Annotated in this window: 14 protein-coding genes; 9 read left to right on the top strand and 5 right to left on the bottom strand. The window is 65.0% G+C overall.

Annotated features, from left to right (window positions below):
* The first annotated feature begins 4 nt into the window (after nt 1–4).
* Nucleotides 5–871, top strand: coding sequence for a sulfite exporter TauE/SafE family protein (locus ABEA06_RS12485; protein ID WP_345311678.1), 867 nt, complete (start codon nt 5–7; stop codon nt 869–871).
* Between the two features lie 270 nt (nt 872–1,141).
* Here ABEA06_RS12485 and ABEA06_RS12480 read toward each other — a convergent pair whose 3' ends face one another.
* Complete coding sequence (locus ABEA06_RS12480) at nt 1,142–2,548, bottom strand: MBL fold metallo-hydrolase (protein ID WP_345311677.1); 1,407 nt, start codon at nt 2,546–2,548, stop codon at nt 1,142–1,144.
* A gap of 157 nt (nt 2,549–2,705) precedes the next feature.
* Here ABEA06_RS12480 and ABEA06_RS12475 point away from each other — a divergent pair, with 157 nt between their 5' ends.
* The 7 genes from ABEA06_RS12475 (at nt 2,706) to ABEA06_RS12445 (ending at nt 11,255) form a co-directional block, all read left to right on the top strand.
* Entirely contained in the window at nt 2,706–4,730 is a 2,025-nt protein-coding gene (locus ABEA06_RS12475; protein ID WP_345311676.1) for an alpha/beta hydrolase family protein, read from the top strand.
* A 172-nt stretch (nt 4,731–4,902) separates the two neighbouring features.
* A complete protein-coding gene (gene typA, locus ABEA06_RS12470) occupies nt 4,903–6,810 on the top strand; it encodes a translational GTPase TypA (RefSeq protein WP_345311675.1) in 1,908 nt (635 codons plus the stop codon).
* A 2-nt stretch (nt 6,811–6,812) separates the two neighbouring features.
* Nucleotides 6,813–7,727 (top strand): PIG-L family deacetylase, encoded by a 915-nt coding sequence (locus tag ABEA06_RS12465; protein ID WP_345311674.1) that lies wholly within the window; start codon nt 6,813–6,815, stop codon nt 7,725–7,727.
* The gene (locus tag ABEA06_RS12460; protein ID WP_345311673.1) at nt 7,724–8,251 is read left to right on the top strand and encodes a hypothetical protein; all 528 of its coding nucleotides are present in this window, start codon (nt 7,724–7,726) and stop codon (nt 8,249–8,251) included. The genes ABEA06_RS12465 and ABEA06_RS12460 overlap by 4 nt, the downstream gene beginning before the upstream one ends.
* Nucleotides 8,252–8,305: 54 nt before the next feature.
* A complete protein-coding gene (gene fdxA / locus ABEA06_RS12455) occupies nt 8,306–8,629 on the top strand; it encodes a ferredoxin (protein WP_190780008.1) in 324 nt (107 codons plus the stop codon).
* A gap of 2 nt (nt 8,630–8,631) precedes the next feature.
* Entirely contained in the window at nt 8,632–9,777 is a 1,146-nt protein-coding gene (gene dapC / locus ABEA06_RS12450; RefSeq protein WP_345311672.1) for a succinyldiaminopimelate transaminase, read from the top strand.
* A gap of 176 nt (nt 9,778–9,953) precedes the next feature.
* Nucleotides 9,954–11,255, top strand: coding sequence for a citrate synthase (locus ABEA06_RS12445; RefSeq protein WP_303382485.1), 1,302 nt, complete (start codon nt 9,954–9,956; stop codon nt 11,253–11,255).
* A gap of 243 nt (nt 11,256–11,498) precedes the next feature.
* On the opposite strand, the gene ABEA06_RS12440 is transcribed toward ABEA06_RS12445, so the two are convergent.
* The 4 genes from ABEA06_RS12440 to dapD form a co-directional block, all read right to left on the bottom strand.
* Nucleotides 11,499–12,056, bottom strand: a complete 558-nt coding sequence (locus tag ABEA06_RS12440) for a dihydrofolate reductase family protein (RefSeq protein WP_345311671.1) — start codon at nt 12,054–12,056, stop codon at nt 11,499–11,501.
* 37 nt (nt 12,057–12,093) lie between these two features.
* Nucleotides 12,094–13,110 carry a UDP-glucose 4-epimerase GalE gene (galE, locus tag ABEA06_RS12435; protein WP_345311670.1) on the bottom strand — a complete coding sequence of 339 codons (1,017 nt, stop codon included), beginning with the start codon at nt 13,108–13,110 and terminating at the stop codon, nt 12,094–12,096.
* 20 nt (nt 13,111–13,130) lie between these two features.
* Nucleotides 13,131–14,093 carry a hypothetical protein gene (locus ABEA06_RS12430; protein WP_345311669.1) on the bottom strand — a complete coding sequence of 321 codons (963 nt, stop codon included), beginning with the start codon at nt 14,091–14,093 and terminating at the stop codon, nt 13,131–13,133.
* Nucleotides 14,094–14,189: 96 nt separating this feature from the next.
* The gene (gene dapD, locus ABEA06_RS12425; RefSeq protein ID WP_345311668.1) at nt 14,190–15,161 is read right to left on the bottom strand and encodes a 2,3,4,5-tetrahydropyridine-2,6-dicarboxylate N-succinyltransferase; all 972 of its coding nucleotides are present in this window, start codon (nt 15,159–15,161) and stop codon (nt 14,190–14,192) included.
* Nucleotides 15,162–15,219: 58 nt separating this feature from the next.
* On the opposite strand from dapD, the gene dapE reads away from it, so the two are divergent.
* Complete coding sequence (gene dapE / locus ABEA06_RS12420) at nt 15,220–16,326, top strand: succinyl-diaminopimelate desuccinylase (RefSeq protein ID WP_345311667.1); 1,107 nt, start codon at nt 15,220–15,222, stop codon at nt 16,324–16,326.
* The last annotated feature ends 87 nt before the right edge of the window (nt 16,327–16,413 follow it).

The following is a 16,413-nucleotide window of genomic DNA, read 5'->3' as shown; positions in this document are numbered from 1 at the left end:
TCTCATGACACTGACTCTTGCACTGACCCTGTTGTTGTCGATCATGATCGGACTTTCGCTGGGGTTGCTCGGTGGCGGCGGATCCATTCTCACCGTTCCGATCCTCACCTACGTGGCCGGATTGGATCCTAAGGAGGCCATTGCGGCGTCGCTCTTCGTGGTGGGGGTGACCTCGGTCTTCAGCGCTGTCACGCATGCCCGCCAGGGACGGGTGAAGTGGCGAACCGCGTTGATTTTCGGGCTTGCCAGCATGGTCGGCGCGTTCCTCGGGGGACTGGCCGGCGGGTACATCCCAGGCACGGTGCTGATGATTGCGTTTGCCGTGATGATGGTGGCCACGTCCTTGGCGATAATTCGTGGTCGAAAGAAGGAGAAGGAGAGCTCTGAGCGCACGGATCTGCCGCTCGTCAAAATTCTCATCGAGGGGCTCGTGGTGGGCCTGGTCACCGGGCTGGTCGGGGCCGGCGGAGGTTTCCTGGTCGTCCCGGCCCTGGCGTTGCTCGGCGGCCTGTCCATGCCGGTTGCTGTGGGAACCTCGCTCGTGGTCATCGCCATGAAGTCCTTCGCGGGACTGGGCGGCTATCTCACTTCCGTCTCGCTGGACTGGGCACTCGTAGGGGCCGTCACTGCCGCCGCAATAGTGGGGTCAGTGATTGGTGCTCGGCTGGCGGGAAAGATCCCGGAAGCCGCATTGCGGAAAGGGTTCGGGGTCTTCGTGCTCGTCATGGGATTCTTCGTACTCGCTCAGGAACTGCCGGGCGTGGGAGGCCTGATCGTGGCGGGTGCAGCCGGGGCTGCTGCTGTCCCCGCGCTGGTCTGCTGGTTCGCCGTTTCCCGTTGTCCCCTTAGGTCTAAGGCGTTCGCTGGCTGACCCCCGGTCGTGCGAGCTCCCTTTTCTCGAGGAAATCGCAGGCGGTAAGGAACTCCCCGCCGAATGAGCTAAGTTTCAGCTCATTCGACGGGGAGTTTTCTTGAACCGGTTATTCGGGCGCAATGTGCAGTGGCCTACCTGGAGTCATGCCCATGGTGCAGAGCCAATGACGGCGCTGGGTGACGGGTTCTCCACGGGAAGCCGAACACCAAGAGGCCGGGAGGCCCACCCGCAATGGGTGGACCTCCCGGCCTCGGTCGTCAGGATTTCTTAGTGAGAGGCGCTGCTAACGGAGTCCTGGTGAATTGGCCAAGCATCGTAGGAGCCCTTGAGCTCGGCCACGTCGTAGCCCGCGTGGCGTAGGACGTTCGCAACGATCGAGCTACGCGCCCCGCTCTTGCAGTACGTGACGATGGTTCCGTGCTGCGGGAGCTTGTCCAAGTTCCACAGCACTCGACCACCGTGCAGCTGGGTGGCGCCGGGAATGTGTCCCTCGTCGTATTCACTCACCGCGCGCACGTCCAGAAGCGTCGCTGCATCGAAGGATTCCACATCTCCTGGGTTGATCACTTGAGGTTCGGAAACGGGGAGTCCATCGAACGAGGTCACGTATCCGGCCACCTTGTCGATGCCCACGCGCACCAGGTGGTCCCAGATGCTCTGCGCCGACTCCTGGTCTTCCGCCAAGAGGACCAGGGAGCGATCATCCGTTTCCGGGTTCACCGCCCAGGCCCCATACGTGGCGGTATTGCCGGAGCCTGGAATGTTCAGTGCAGCTTCAACGGTGCCATTATGGACGGCGTCCGCGGAACGGGTATCCACGAAGCTGACTTCGTCGGCTTCCAGCTTCTTGGCGACTTCCGCGTTGTCGAGTTCTTCTAGCGGGGCGCGTTCACCCATGATCTCCGGACCGCGGCGGTTCTGGTTCTTCATCCGGCCGAAGTAGAACGGTGCGTCAGGCTGCCCATCGAGGAGCTCGTCGATGAATTCCTGTTCGTCGTTGTTCTCCGCGTAGGAGGCCCACCAGGAGAAGCGGCGCTCATAGCCCACGGTGGTGGAGGGGATAGCGCCCAGGGACTTACCGCAGGCAGATCCGGCGCCGTGGCCGGGGAACACCTGCACGAGGTCCGGCAAGGTCAAGAACTTGTCTCGAAGGCTCTTGAACATCTGCTTGGCACCCTCGAAGCGGGTATCGACGCCGCCGGCGGCCTCATCGAGCAGATCGGGTCGGCCCAAGTCACCCGAGAACACGAAGTCTCCAGTGAGCATGTAACCCGGGTCGTCCGCGAACGCGCCGTCGGTGACGAGGTACGAGAGGTGCTCGGGCGTGTGTCCGGGGGTGTGTACTGCGGTAATGGTGATGTTGCCAAGTTTGATCTCGCTCCCGTCATAGAGGCGGGTTGCGTCGAATTCGTACTGCCAATCCTGGCCACCTTCTCCGGAGACGTACATGGTGGCACCAGTGGCCGAGGCCAATTCACGAGTACCGGAGAGGAAATCTGCGTGGATGTGAGTCTCGGTCACACCCATGATCTTCATGTCGTTCTTCTCCGCGATCTTCACATAAACGTCAAGGTCGCGCCGTGGATCGACCACGATGGCCTCTTTCTTGGCCTGGCAGCCGATCACGAAGCTCGCCTGGGCCAAGTCCTCGTCGTAGATGCGTTCCAGAAGCATGAGGAGTTCTCCTTACTTGTGACATCGGGGAGCCTGCTGCCCCTCCGGGTGTTGACCAAAACGGTAATACCCTAGGGGGTATAGTGCAAGTACCCCCTAGGGTATTGTTGGCACAGCCCGCCTATGGGTGTCAGAGCATCGCGTTAGTGTGACCTACATGACATTCCGCGTAGATACCCCCGAGCATTTGATCGCGTCGCCTCGCCTGTCCGGATTCAATACCCACAAATCGGGCACTGTGGTGGCCCTCCGTAAAGACCTGTCTACAGATGGCAAGAAGTACGTGACGCAGGCGTGGTCGGTAGAGACGGACCAGGACGAGATCCAGACCCGGCAGCTGACTCACGATCAGCACGGTGTGTCGGAAGTGTGTCCAGGGGTCGGCGGCGCCCTCTTCTTCTCGTCTGCCCGCCCGGCCAGCCAGGACGACAAGGACCGCACACGGCTGTGGCTTTTGCCCCCGTACGGCGAGGCGCGGATGATTCTGGAACGGCCCGGCGGCGTCGAAGACCTCAAGCTGGGTGGCGACCGTCTGTTCTTCGTAAGTGGCACGCTCCCGTCTGCCCGCCACGCCAATGAGGTCACCGCCGAGAACGAGCGGTTGGACAAATTGCGCGAAGACTCGGGCGTGAGTGCGGTGTTGTACGAGTCGGCGCCCACCCGCGATTGGGACCACGATCTGGGGCCGGATGTGCCCACGCTCTGGTTCGTGGACGCCGTGGCTGCTGCCGACGGCGCTTCGGTCCAGGACCAAGCACGGCACGTTCGACTTCCGGAGGGTCGTTTGCTGGGTTATGAGCCCTCGCCGGACGGGAGTTTCGCGGTGGTCACCGTGCAAGCTTGGATGGACGGCGGGTGGGAACGTTCGGAGATCTGGCGTGTGCCCGTCACCGACGATGGCTCTGGGGAGCCTGAACTTATCCGTCCCGTCGAACAGGACACCTGGTGGGAGGTAGGTCCTGTGAGCCCGGACGGAACCCGGGCCATCATCGTCAAGGAGCGGCTGTGGACCAGTACGCAGAATCTCTCCATATCGCTGTGCCTTTACGACTTCGTGTCGGGTGACGCACACGAGATCCTGCCTGGAGACCAGTACTGGGGAGAGGGTCCCCAGTGGATTGATGACGCTACCGTGGTGTGCAGTGCCGATTACCGTGGCCGCGGCATTGTGGTGCGCATCAGTTGTGCACCAGGAGATGAACCGCGCGTCGATATTGCTGCCGGCGGCGATGGTCAAGGCTGGACGTACCGATCTGTTCACGTGACGGGGGAGCGGCTCTGGGCTCTGCGATCCCGCCTGGACCGACCCGAGGAGCTCGTATCGTGGTCGAGCGAGGGCTTCTCGGCGGATCCCGCACCGGTGCAGGGGCTTCTGCCCGACGGCGTTCCGGCCGGCCGACTCGAAGAAGTCACCACCGTTGCACAGGACGGTACGGAAATTCGCGCGTGGCTCGCCCTGCCGGACACCCCCGCCGCGGAGGAACTTCCGTTGCTCGTGTTCGTGCACGGCGGGCCGTGGGCTTCCAACAACGCATGGTCCTGGCGGTGGAACCCGTGGCCCTTCGTGGCCGGCGGCTATGCGGTGCTGCTCCCGGACCCCGCCATTTCCACCGGCTACGGTCAGGCCATGATCGACCGCGGTCAGCAGGAACTGGGCGGTGCGCCGTTCACGGATGTCATGGCACTGGTGGAAGCCGCCACGCAACGCCAGGACATCGACGCCGAGCGGCAGGCCCTGCTGGGTGGCTCCTACGGCGGGTACATGGCCAACTGGGTGGCCGGCCACACGGGGGAGCGGTTCAACTGCATCGTGACTCACGCGTCGCTGTGGGATCTGCACACCATGGGCTCCACCACGGACAACACCGAGTGGGAAGAGGCCATGGCGCCGTCGCAGGCCGGGCACTATTCCCCGCATCGGTTCGTGGGCGACATCCAGGTGCCCATGCTGGTGATTCACGGTGACAAGGACTACCGCGTACCCATTTCTCAGGGGCTGCAACTATGGTCGGATCTGCAGCGGCACACCGCGGTGAAGGGGCACAAGTTCTTGTACTTCCCGGACGAGAACCACTGGATCCTCAAACCGGCCAACGCGCGCACCTGGTACGAGACCGTTCTGGCTTTCGTGAACGAACACGTGCAGGACAAGCCGTGGCACAGGCCGGAATTATTGGGGTAGGGACCAGGCCGATGCAAGTGGCCCGGGTGGTCACGCGGGTCACTCGCACACCACGGGCCCTGGGAAGCAGCTGGAAGTGAGTGATAGGTCACGTGTGGACGAGCAAGGGCATCAGGAAGAGTAGAATCGCTGAGATTCCCCTCTACCTCGAGTTATGAAGAGAGACTTGCGTATGTCTGAAACCACCGCCCAGCGCGCCGATCTGCGTAACGTGGCAATTGTTGCCCACGTTGACCACGGCAAGACCACCATCGTCGATGCCATGCTCCAGCAGACGCACGCTTTCTCCTCACACGGAGAGGTCGAAGAACGAGTCATGGACTCGGGCGACCTGGAGCGGGAGAAGGGCATCACCATCCTGGCGAAGAACACCACCGTGTTCTACGACGGACCCTCGGCCAACGGCGAGACCATCACCATCAATGTGATCGACACCCCGGGCCACGCCGACTTCGGTGGCGAGGTGGAGCGCGGCCTGTCCATGGTGGACGGCGTGGTGCTCCTGGTCGATGCTTCCGAGGGCCCCCTGCCCCAGACCCGGTTCGTGCTGCGTAAGGCCCTGGAGGCCAAGCTGCCCGTGATCCTCGTGGTCAACAAGGTGGACCGCCCGGACGCACGCATTGAAGAAGTGGTTTCCGACACCATGGATCTGCTGCTCGGCCTGGCCTCCGACATCTCCGAGGACTACCCGGAAATGGACCTGGACGCCGTTCTGGACGTCCCAGTGGTGTACGCCTCCGGCAAGGCCGGTCGCGCCTCCACCGAACAGCCCGGTAATGGTGAACTTCCGGAGAACGAAGACCTCGAGCCGTTGTTCAAGACCATCATCGAGCACATTCCCGCGCCGTCCTACGAAGAAGGCGGCGTGCTGCAAGCCCACGTGACCAACCTGGACGCCTCCCCGTTCCTGGGTCGGTTGGCTCTGCTGCGGATTTTCAACGGCACCCTCAAGAAGGGTCAGACCGTTGCCTGGGCTCGCCAGGACGGTCAGCTCAAGAATGTCCGGATTTCCGAGCTGCTGGCCACCAAGGGCCTGGACCGTGTCCCCGCGGAGCAGGCCGGCCCCGGCGAGATCGTGGCCGTTGCCGGTATCGAGGACATCACCATTGGTGAGACCCTGACCGACCCGGACAACCCGCAGCCGCTCCCGCTGATCACAGTGGACGATCCCGCGATCTCCATGACCATCGGTATCAACACCTCCCCGTTGGCCGGCCGCGTCAAGGGTGCCAAGGTGACCGCCCGCCAGGTGAAGGACCGCCTGGACAAGGAGCTCATCGGTAACGTTTCCCTCAAGGTTCTGCCCACCCAGCGTCCCGACGCCTGGGAAGTACAGGGCCGTGGCGAGCTGGCGCTGGCCATCCTGGTGGAGCAGATGCGCCGCGAAGGCTTTGAGATCACCGCGGGTAAGCCCCAGGTGGTCACCAAGACCGTCGACGGCAAGGTGCATGAGCCCTACGAGCACATGACCATTGACGCCCCGGACGAATTCCTCGGTGCCATCACCCAGCTCATGGCCGGTCGTAAGGGCCGCATGGAGGGCATGGTCAACCACGGCACCGGTTGGGTGCGCATGGAGTTCAAGGTTCCCTCGCGCGGTCTGATCGGGTTCCGCACGCGGTTCCTGACCGAGACCCGAGGTGCCGGCATCGCGTCGTCGTACTCCGACGGCTACGAGCCGTGGGCCGGCGACATCGAGTACCGCACCAACGGCTCGCTCATCGCGGACCGCGCCGGTGTGGTCACCCCGTTCGCCATGATCAACCTGCAGGAGCGCGGTTCCTTCTTCGTGGAGCCCACCTCTGAGGTCTATGAGGGCATGATCGTGGGTGAGAACTCCCGCGCGGATGACATGGACGTGAACATCACCAAGGAGAAGAAGCTCACCAACATGCGCTCCTCCACCTCGGACAGCTTCGAGCACCTCACACCGCCGCGCAAGCTCACCCTCGAGGAATGCCTCGAGTTCGCTCGCGAGGACGAGTGCGTGGAGGTCACCCCGGAAGCCATCCGCATCCGCAAGCTCGTCCTGGAAGCCAATGATCGCGTGAAGGCTGCTCGTCAGCGGGCTCGCGCCTGATCATGAGCACACCGCGCTATCCCGGATCGGGCACGGTCACCGAGGGCGCAGTGGATTCGCTACTGCCCGCGGGCCGTGCCCCGGGGGACGCGCGGATCCTGTGGGTTCACGCCCACCCGGACGACGAGTCCATTGCCACGGGCGCCTCCATTGCGCACTACGCTCACGCCGGTGCCACCAACGTGCTCCTCACCATGACTCGCGGCGAACGCGGCGAGGTCATTCCGGAGCCGCTGCGTCACCTCGAAGTGGGCCGGCCCGGCTGCCCGGACACCGACGGCACCGCCCTGGGCCTGTACCGCGTGGGCGAGCTCGACGACGCCGCCGCGGCACTCGGTCTGTCCGATCGCTTTTTCGCCGGGGAGACTCCCGCTGTCGATGAGTCCGTGGGATTCGCCAACGGGCTGGGTCGTTACCTGGATTCGGGTATGAGCTGGGGTGACAACGGCCGGGCACAGCCCGCCGAGGACGTGTCCTCGGCCGCCCTCACCTCGGCCACGGAACTCGAAGCAGCCGCCCACGTGGCCGCGGCGATCCGTGCAGTCCGTCCGCACGTGGTGGTCACCTACTGTGATGACGGCGGCTACGGCCACCCGGACCACGTGCGCACCCATCACGTCACGGTGCTCGGGGTCGACCAGGCCATGACGCCCGCTCGCGGCGCGCGAGCCTGGGACGTTGCGCTGGTGTGGGGCACCGAGGGCGAAGCCGACCCCGCGGATCAGCGGCAGCAGGCCGTGATCGACGGCCACCTTGGAGCCAAGCGCTCGGCAATGGCCGCCCACGCCACACAAATCGTTTTGCCGGACGACGATCCGGACACTTTTGAACTGTCCAACGGTGTTCCGCAGGCGTTGACGGCCACCGAGCACTACCGTTTGCTCCGCGGTGAGCTGCCCGGCGGTGAGTCCGCATGAGCCGTAGCGCACGGACGACACCCGTGAATCCGGCCCCGTGGCACAGCGACCCCGGGACCGAGATCGTGACCGACGAGCCAGCCGAGACGGGCGAGATTACCCCGACCACAGCGGCGTCGGCGCACCCCACCACCCTGTCCGCGGTGTTGACCGCTGTGATCACCGGTCTGCTGATCGGCTCCGTGGCCACCGTGATGCACGCGAACATTTGGTATCTCAACGAGTCGGTGTGGCTGCCGTGGGGACTGCTGTTCTCCGGGGCGCTCGTGTGGTTCGCGAGCGTGTGGTGCGGTACGGCGACCCGTCGGGTGTGGGCAGCAGCGGTGCCCGGACTGCTCACCTACGTGCTTTCGTGGGCCTTTGCTTATCTCAAGAACGGCTCGGCCCTGGTGGTCACCTCGTGGGAGGCACCCATTGGAATGGTTGGCTACGCGTGGTTCGCCGTCATTTTCGTGGCCGTCATGGCCGCGGTAATTGTTACGGGCCGCTACATCTCCAGACTCCGCCGACAAGCACGTGGCTGACCACGCGGTTAGACTGTTGGCTGATCCCCTCGAACCAGGAAAGGTACGTTTACCGTGACATACGTGATCGCTCAGCCTTGTGTGGACGTCAAGGACAAGGCATGCGTCGAAGAATGTCCCGTGGACTGCATCTACGAGGGAGAACGTTCCCTGTACATCCACCCGGACGAGTGCGTTGACTGTGGTGCGTGCGAACCGGTGTGTCCCGTGGAAGCCATCTACTACGAAGACGACACCCCGGAGGAATGGGCCGAGTACTACAAGGCCAATGTGGAGTTCTTCGACGATCTCGGCTCCCCGGGCGGTGCCGCCAAACTGGGTAACACCCACAAGGACCACCCGATCATCGCCGAACTTCCCCCGCAGAACCAGGATTGATCGTGACGCAGCAGCGCAGCCTCGGACTCGACCTGCCGGACTACCCGTGGAACTGGCTCGCGCCCTATCGCCGGCGCGCGGCTGAGCACCCGGGCGGCACGGTGGACCTGTCCATCGGCACGCCCGTGGATCCCACACCGCTCGTGATCCAGGATGCGCTCGCGGCCGCCTCGGACGCCCCCGGCTACCCGACCACGCACGGAATGCCCGCACTGCGCGAGGCGATCGTGGACTGGTACGCCCGACGCCGCGGCGTCGCCCATCTGGATCCGGCCGCCGTGATGCCCACCGTTGGTTCCAAGGAACTGGTCGCGTGGCTGCCGCTGCTGCTGGGACTGGGTCCCGGCGACGTCGTCGCGCGCCCCACCGTTGCCTACCCCACCTACGACATCGGGGCGCAACTGGCCGGTGCCGAGGCGGTGGCCGCCGACGACCTCGACGACCTGGCTCCCGAGGTGCGCTCGCGCGTGCGGATGGTGTGGGTCAACTCGCCGGGCAACCCCACGGGTATCGTGCGCGATGCCGCCGGCCTCAAGAAGATCGTGGACCAGGCGCGCGCGCAGGGTGCGGTGGTCGTCTCCGACGAGTGCTACGCGGAACTGGGCTGGGGCGACTGGGACGTGGCCGAGGGCGGTGAGCCCGTGCCGTCCGTGCTGGACGAGTGGGTGACCGGGGGAGACCTCTCACTCGTGCTGAGCGCGTACTCAATGTCCAAGCAGTCCAACCTCGCCGGTTACCGCGCCGCTTTCCTGGCCGGTGACCCCGAACTGATGCCGTCGCTGATCAACTCGCGCAAACACGCGGGCATGATCGTGCCCTACCCCGTGCAGGAAGCCATGCGCGTGGCCCTCGCCGACGACGCTCACGTGGCCGCTCAGAAGGCGCTCTACCGGGAACGCCGCGCCACGCTGCTGCCCGCCGTGGAAGCTTTCGGGCTGCGGATCGAGCACTCCGAGGCCGGCCTGTACCTGTGGGCAACCGCCGGCGAGGATACCTGGGACACGGTGGGTCGCTTTGCCGAACTGGGCATCGTGGTGGGCCCCGGGACGTTCTACGGGGACGCGGGGAACGGTTACGTTCGGCTGTCCACAACCGCCAGTGACGAGCGAATCGACGCTGCCGTTGCGCGCCTGCGCGAGGCCGTGTAACCACACGTACCGCGATACAAATGAGTGGAACCTACGCCACACCACGGGGTATGTTAGATGATGATCAAACTGTGTCCCAAGTATGCGCGTGACAGTCATGGCAACGCAGTTGTTGCCGTGAACGGGACCGCGAACCGCTGGCGGGGCACCCCAAGCAAACCGTGGAGGACAACACCATGGCAGAGGCCAAGAAGAACGCCCAGAAGGTTGAACTGAACTATCGGGACGGCAAGGCTATGGAGCTGCCCGTCCTGAAGGTCACCGAAGGCAACCAGGGCTACGGCCTGGGATCGTTGCTCAAGGAAACCGGCAACGTGACCTACGATCCCGGATTCATGAATACGGCCAACACCAAGTCCCACGTGACCTACATCGACGGTGACAACGGCATTCTCCGTTACCGCGGCTACCCCATCGAGGAACTGGCTGAGCACTCCAACTTTGTGGAGACCACCTACCTGCTGATCTACGGTGAGCTGCCCACGCGTGAGCAGTACGAGGACTTCGCGCACCGCATCACCACGCACACCATGGTGCACGAAGACATCAAGATGTTCTTCAACGGCTTCCCACGCTCCGCGCACCCCATGCCCGTGCTGTCCTCGGCCGTGTCCGCGCTGTCCACGTTCTACTCGGACTCCCTGGACCCGTTCGACAAGGAACAGGTGGAGATCTCCACCATCCGCCTGCTCGCCAAGGTCCCCACCCTGGCCGCGTACGCGTTCAAGAAGTCCGTGGGCGAGCCACAGCTCTACCCCCAGAACAAGCTGAACTACGCGGAGAACTTCCTGCGCATGTGCTTCGGGGTGCCCGCCGAGGAGTACGAGGTGGACCCGGTGGTCGCCAAGACCCTGGACATCCTGCTCATGTTGCACGCGGACCACGAGCAGAATTGCTCCACCTCCACCGTGCGCCTGGTGGGCTCCTCCCACGCCAACATGTTCGCTTCCGTCTCCGCCGGCATCAACGCGCTCTACGGCCCGCTGCACGGTGGCGCCAACGAGTCCGTGCTGCACATGCTCGATCAGATCCAGAACCGCGGCCTGTCCGCGGACGAGTTCATGGAAAAGGTCAAGAACAAGGAAGACGGCGTGCGCCTCATGGGCTTCGGGCACCGCGTCTACAAGAACTACGACCCGCGCGCCAAGATCATCAAGGGCTACGCCCATGACGTCCTGGCCAAGCTGGGCGGCAACAACGAGATGCTGGACCTCGCGATGAGCATGGAGGAGAAGGCGCTCGCGGACGACTACTTCGTGGAGCGCAAGCTCTATCCGAACGTGGACTTCTACACCGGGCTGATCTACAAGGCCATGGGCTTCCCCGAGAAAATGTTCACCGTGCTCTTCGCCATCGGCCGCCTGCCGGGTTGGATCGCCCAGTGGCGGGAGATGATCGAGGACCCGGAGACCAAGATCGGCCGCCCGCGTCAGCTCTACGTGGGCGAGGGCGAGCGTCACTACCCGACCGCCCAGTAAGCCTCACGCCTCGGCACAGCACCCCGCCCCCGACTTCGGTCGGTGGCGGGGTGTTCTGCTGTGCACCGTGCCTTACGGCGCGGGGTACGACGGCGCCCGGGCCACGACGGCGGCCCGTATCACCTTGAGCGGCGGCCCGCGCGTGAGGGGACGCCGGGACCGTGGGCTACACCCGAGGTGTCGTAAGGACCCTTGGCGGGATGGAAAAGGGTTCTCGTGGCGCATGAGGCGCACGCGAAGGTTCTACCGGGGCACGTAGCGCAGCGCGACCGCACCGGAACCGTATTCCACGCGGTCAATGAGTCGGAGATCCAAGGGTTTGGACAATCCCGCGAACAGCGTGGGTCCGTGGCCGGCCACGCGAGGGTGCACCACGAACTCGTATTCGTCGATCAATCCACGATCGGCCAGGTAAAGCGGTAACGTCACACCGCCCACGTACAGTCCCTCGCCGGGTTCTTCCTTGAGAGCTCGGACGGCCTCACCCGGATCACCGCGCAGAAACTCGGCATTCCAGTCGAGGCTCTGCAGGGTGCTCGAGACCACGTACTTCTTGGCCGAGTCCATGGTCTGCGCGAACGGTTCCATCCACGGCTCCAGCCATTCGGGCCAGGTGCCCGTTGTCGGATCCCGGCGCCAGGCCTCCTCCATCATGCGGTAGGTCACCCTGCCGAAGATCAGGGCATCGGCGCGCGCAATGCTCTGGGCGGCGCGCCGGCGGAGTTCCTCGTCCGCTATCCCCTCACGGTGATCGACGCAGCCATCAAGGGTGACGTTGATGGAGTACCTGAGCGGTCTCATGGCCCCAGGCTACGCCCGGGGCGGGCAAGCGGAAAGATCAGCCGTCGTACCCGTGGGGATTGTTTTTCTGCCAGTTCCAGTGATCGCGGCACATGGTGTCCATGTCGCGGTCCCCGGACCAGCCCAGCTCGGCGAGAGCGGCGGAGGGATCGGCGTAGGACACGGCGGCGTCGCCGGCGCGGCGAGGGGCGATCTCGTACGGGATCTCGCGGCCCGATGCCTTGTGGAACGCGTCCCGGACCTCGAGCACGGAGTAACCGCGGCCGGTACCCAGGTTCCACACGTGAACGCCGGGGTCCTCGCTGATCCGGTCCAGGGCCTTGAGGTGACCGTCGGCCAGGTCCACCACATGAATGTAGTCGCGCACGCCGGTGCCGTCCGGGGTGGGGTAGTCGTCACCGAAGACCATGAGCTTCTCGCGGCGACCCACGGCAACCTGCGCCACGAACGGCATCAGGTTATTGGGGATGCCGGAGGGATCCTCGCCGATCCGGCCGGATTCGTGGGCGCCCACCGGGTTGAAGTATCGCAGCAACGCTACGGCCCACCGGTCATCGGAGGCGGCGAGGTCCGCGAGCATGTCCTCGATGTGTTCCTTGGTGCGCCCGTACGGGTTCTGCGCGTCCATGGTCTGTTTCTCGGTCAACGGCATGGTTTCGGGTGCGCCGTACACGGTGGCCGAGGACGAGAACACGATGGTGCGGCAGTCGTTCTCCTCCATGGCCCACAGCAGGTTCACGGTGCCGGAGACGTTGTTCGTGTAGTACCACAGGGGCTTCTCACTGGACTCTCCCACGGCCTTGAGGCCGGCAAAGTGGATGACGGCGTCTGGGCGGTGACGTGAGAACACGTCGTCGAGCCCCGAGCGGTCCAGCAAATCGACTTCTTCGAACGCGGTGATCTCGCGACCGGCCAACTCCTGAACCCGTTCCAGAGAGGTCTTGGACGAGTTGGAAAGGTTGTCCAGCACCACCACGCCGTGGCCCGCCTCGAGCAGAGCCAGAACAGTGTGCGAGCCGATATAGCCGGTTCCACCGGTCACAAGAATCTTCATGGGCACCAGCCTAATCAGGTTCACACTGGATCCTGGCTTGTGGCGGTGCTGATCACCACTTGTGGGGACGGCGGTGCCGCCCGGTCCTGCGCTGTCAGCTCCGCCGTGGATTCCCACCCGGGTACGGCGGAGAACCGCGTGGATGTCTGGCGGTCACGGTCCCAGGTCCGCCCGTCGTAGCTCACGAGCGTGATCCCCAGGCGTTCGGCATTGGCCACGGCCCAGTGGGCGGCGGCCCAGCCGGCCGGGGAATCATCGGGTTCGACCACGGCGCTCTCACCGTCCGTTCGCACGGCACCCAGCGTGTCGCCGTAGTCCCGTGTCAAACCGACCACGGCCTCGTCTGCCCGCGCAGCGGGGGAAGCGGGGCCATCCGCAGTCGAGGGCGATGTGTCCACCGGGTCCAGCACGCAGTTGAGCAGCGCCGGTCGGGTCCCGTGGAAGGCGTCCGTCAACGCCGCGGAGCTGGCCTCGTGCTTGGCGTAACCGTCCGGAACACCGGACTGCTGCACGGCCTGCGCTGCCTGTGTCACGGACATCGAGTGGTACTCCACGTGCTCCAAATGGTTGTAGAAGGCCACCGTGGCGTAGTGGGGGTCCATGATTTCTTCCACGGTGCCCCACCCCTGCGAGGGCCGCTGCTGGAAGAGCCCCACGGAGTCCCGGTCACCGTAGTTGATGTTGACCAGTTCCGATTCCTGCTGGGCGGTGGCCAGGGCAATCACGGAGGCTCGATGATCCAGGTCGCGCGCCAGCGCCTCCGCGGAGACAATCGAGGCGTTGCGGGTCTGCTCCGGGGTGAACGTGTATTTGGCACCCTCGGCGGAAACCACGGTGCAACGCGGATCACCGACCGTGGGTTTACCGGCGACCAGGCTGAAACCCACGTACAACGCAGCCGCAATCGCAGCGCAGATCAACAGGATGATTAGAAACAGGTGAAGCGCGGCGTGGCGGCGACGACCGGATGACGTGGAAGACATGATTCCCCGGAGTAGGCGGCTGAAGTGTCGAGTCTAGCGCTGAGCCCGCGCACCTTAATCGGAGGTGCGCGGGCTCAGCGACTTCAGGCGGTATTCCTAGTTGGTGTGCAGTGCGGGGTTGAGCTCGATGGCCCCGCCCTCACGGGGCAGTGCTTCAACCGCACCGTTGGTCGAGTTCCGGCGGAAGAGCAGGTTGGAGATTCCCGACAGCTCCGAGGCCTTGACCACGCGGGACTCGGCTCGGGCCTCCAACAGGGTCACGCGCGTGCCGGCCGTGACGTACAGGCCGGCCTCGACCACGCAATCGTCGCCCAGGGAAATGCCCACACCGGCGTTGGCACCCAGGAGGCAGCGCTGCCCCAGAGTGATGCGCTGCTTACCGCCGCCGGAGAGGGTACCCATGATGGAAGCGCCGCCACCGATATCGGTGTGGTCGTGGACCACGACACCGGCGGAAATCCGGCCCTCGACCATTGCGGAGCCCAGCGTGCCCGCGTTGAAGTTCACGAACCCCTCGTGCATCACCGTGGTGCCCTCGCCCAGGTAAGCGCCCAGGCGCACGCGGTCCGCGTCGCCGATGCGCACACCGGAGGGGACCACGTAGTCCACCATGCGGGGGAACTTGTCCACGCCGAACACGGTCACATGCCCGCCGGCGCGCAGGCGCACCAGGGCGGTGGTCAGCTCCTCGGCCAGCACCGGGCCCCGGTTGGTCCAGGCCACGTTGGCCAGCTGACCGAACACGCCGTCCACGTTAATGGTGTTGGGCTCGGCCAAACGGTGGGACAGGACGTGCAGGCGAAGGTAAGCATCGGCGGTGTCTGCCGGGGCGGCGTCGAGATCGATCACGGTGGTGACGATCTCGGAACGCACGTTGCGATCGGGATCGGTGGTCGCGGCCACGCGCAGGTCCGCCTCGAAGGAGGTGTCGGCGTTGGGGCTCAGCGCGGGAGCCGGGTAGAAGACGTCCAGGACGGTGCCGGCCTTGGGGCCGGAATCGACCACGGTGGCCAGGCCTACGCCGGAGGCTGTGCGGGATGATGCGGTGCTCTCGCTCGGTGAAGTCATGAGCACCATCCTAGGATGTCCGTCACCGTGTGACGTGAAGGTGACTAGGCTGGCCCGCATGGACTCCACCACTGCACCCGTTGAACTCGACCTCTCCCTGGACCCGGCGGATCTCACCGCGGCCCTCGTGGACGTGGAATCGGTGTCCGATCACGAGGGCCCCCTCGCGGACGCCGTGGAAACCGCTCTGCGTTTACTGCCGCACCTGGACGTGCACCGCGACGGGGATTCCATCGTGGCCCGCACGAACCTCGATCGTGACGAGCGTGTTGTGCTGGCCGGGCACCTGGACACCGTGCCCCTGCCCACCGTGGAAGGTTCGCTGGGTACGGTACCGTCCGTGCGGCGTCGGGAATCCGGGCGTGCTGTCATCTACGGCCGCGGCACCACCGACATGAAGGGCGGGGTGGCCGTGCAGCTGGCCCTGGCCCACGCGTTGACCGAACCCAACCGGGACATCACCTTTGTCTTTTACGACCACGAGGAAGTCGCCTCCGACGTCAGCGGGCTGGGGCGCCTGATGCGCAACAACCCCGAGCTGCTCGAAGCGGACTTCGCGGTGCTGCTGGAACCGACCAACGGCACGGTGGAGGGCGGCTGCAACGGCACCATGCGTTTCCGCATCACCACGACCGGTAAGGCCGCGCACTCGGGCCGCGCGTGGATCGGTGAGAACGCCGTCCACAAGCAAGCCGATGTCCTCGCGCGACTTTCGGCGTACGAGCCCCGAACCATCACCGTGGAGGGGTTGGACTACCGTGAGGGCCTCAACGCGATCCGGATCGGCGGGGGAGTTGCCGGCAACGTGATCCCGGACAACGCGTGGGTGGACATCAACTACCGCTTTGCCCCGGACAAGACGTTGCAGCAAGCGCAGGAGCACGTGCGGGAAGTCTTCAACGGTTACGAGCTGGACTTCCAGGATTTGTCTCCGGCCGCGCGGCCCGGCCTGGACCGGCCCGCGGCGGCGCAGTTCGTGGCCGCCGTGGGCCAGGAACCAATGCCCAAGTACGGCTGGACGGACGTGGCCCGCTTCTCCGAAGCCGGCGTGCCCGCCGTGAATTTCGGTCCCGGCGACGCCCTGCTCGCGCACACCGACGACGAGCATGTCTTCGATGACGCCGTCCGCGAGTGCTACCGCGCGCTCGCGCAGTGGCTGGCCTAGCTACTTCCCGCCCTTGACGAACGAAACGGTCCGGGAGCACACGACTTCCGGGACCGTTTCGTGGTGTCATCGCTTGACGCGACGACG

The organism is Kocuria gwangalliensis (genome assembly GCF_039544365.1).
Classification (GTDB): Bacteria; Actinomycetota; Actinomycetes; order Actinomycetales; family Micrococcaceae; genus Kocuria; species Kocuria gwangalliensis.
The sequence above is the reverse complement of the archived record's forward strand: the minus strand, read 5'-3'. Positions and strand labels throughout refer to the sequence as shown.